The organism is Aggregatilinea sp. (assembly GCF_036822615.1).
Lineage (GTDB): Bacteria > Chloroflexota > Anaerolineae > Aggregatilineales > Aggregatilineaceae > Aggregatilinea.
Window position 1 is genome coordinate 1 of the sequence record NZ_DAISHJ010000193.1, and the last position, 209, is coordinate 209.

The 209-nt window shown below is 69.9% G+C and carries 1 protein-coding gene; it reads left to right on the forward strand.

Annotated elements, in window-relative coordinates:
* The coding region (locus V7116_RS25190; RefSeq protein WP_324394762.1) for an ATP-binding cassette domain-containing protein at nucleotides 1-209 on the forward strand (209 nt) is incomplete at both ends.

The window sequence follows — 209 nt, forward strand, 5'->3', positions numbered from 1 at the left end:
CACGCGCTGAACGGCGTCAGCTTCAGCCTGCCCGCCCGCCACAACGTCGCCCTGGTCGGCCCCACCGGCAGCGGCAAATCGACCCTCGTGCAGCTTTTGCTGCGCTTCATCGATCCGACCGGCGGCCAGATTACGGTCGATGGTGTGCCGCTGGTCGATCTGCCCGCCGAGCCATGGCGCGAGCGCATCGCGTGGGTTCCGCAGCGCCC